Annotated in this window: 1 protein-coding gene; it reads right to left on the bottom strand. The window is 57.7% G+C overall.

Annotation, left to right across the window (positions count from 1 at the left end):
• A partial coding sequence (gene tuf / locus APH33_RS26185) for an elongation factor Tu (RefSeq protein WP_054887942.1) occupies nt 1-1,126 on the bottom strand: 1,126 nt, incomplete at both ends.

Genomic DNA, 1,126 nt, shown 5'->3' with positions numbered 1-1,126 from the left:
CTACGACGCCGGCGCCGACGGTACGACCGCCTTCACGGATAGCGAAGCGCAGACCGTCTTCCATTGCGATGGTCTTGATCAGGGTAACAGTCATCTGAATGTTGTCACCTGGCATTACCATTTCAACGCCTTCCGGCAGTTCGCAGTTACCGGTCACGTCAGTGGTACGGAAGTAGAACTGAGGACGGTAGCCTTTGAAGAACGGAGTGTGACGGCCGCCTTCTTCCTTCGACAGGACGTAGACTTCTGCGGTGAACTTGGTGTGCGGCTTGACCGAACCTGGCTTGACCAGAACCTGGCCACGCTCAACGTCGTCACGCTTGGTACCACGCAGCAGAACGCCGCAGTTCTCGCCAGCACGGCCTTCGTCCAGCAGCTTGCGGAACATCTCGACACCGGTGCAGGTGGTGGTGGAGGTGTCACGCAGACCAACGATTTCCAGCGGATCCTGAACGCGAACGATACCACGCTCGATACGGCCGGTAACAACGGTACCACGGCCCGAGATCGAGAATACGTCTTCGATTGGCATCAGGAATGGCTGGTCGATGGCACGAACTGGCTCAGGGATGTAGGCATCCAGAGTTTCTACCAGCTTCTTGACAGCGGTAGTGCCCATTTCGTTGTCGTCTTTGCCTTCCAGCGCCATACGAGCCGAACCGATGATGATCGGAGTGTCGTCGCCTGGGAAGTCGTAGGTGGACAGCAGGTCGCGAACTTCCATCTCGACCAGTTCCAGCAGCTCAGCGTCGTCTACCAGGTCAGCCTTGTTCAGGAAGACCACGATGTACGGAACGCCAACCTGACGGGACAGCAGGATGTGCTCACGGGTTTGTGGCATCGGACCATCGGCGGCCGAGCAAACCAGGATCGCGCCGTCCATCTGGGCAGCACCGGTGATCATGTTCTTCACGTAGTCAGCGTGACCTGGGCAGTCAACGTGAGCGTAGTGACGAATGTTCGAGTTGTACTCGACGTGAGCGGTGTTGATGGTGATACCGCGTGCTTTTTCTTCTGGAGCCGAGTCGATCTTGTCGAACTCAACGACGGCCGAACCGAAAACTTCGGAGCAGACGCGAGTCAGAGCTGCGGTCAGAGTGGTCTTACCGTGGTCAACGTGGCCGAT

Source organism: Pseudomonas sp. NBRC 111130 (assembly GCF_001320485.1).
In the GTDB taxonomy this organism is placed as follows: Bacteria; Pseudomonadota; Gammaproteobacteria; order Pseudomonadales; family Pseudomonadaceae; genus Aquipseudomonas; species Aquipseudomonas vlassakiae.
This window is presented reverse-complemented; position numbering and strand designations above follow the sequence as displayed.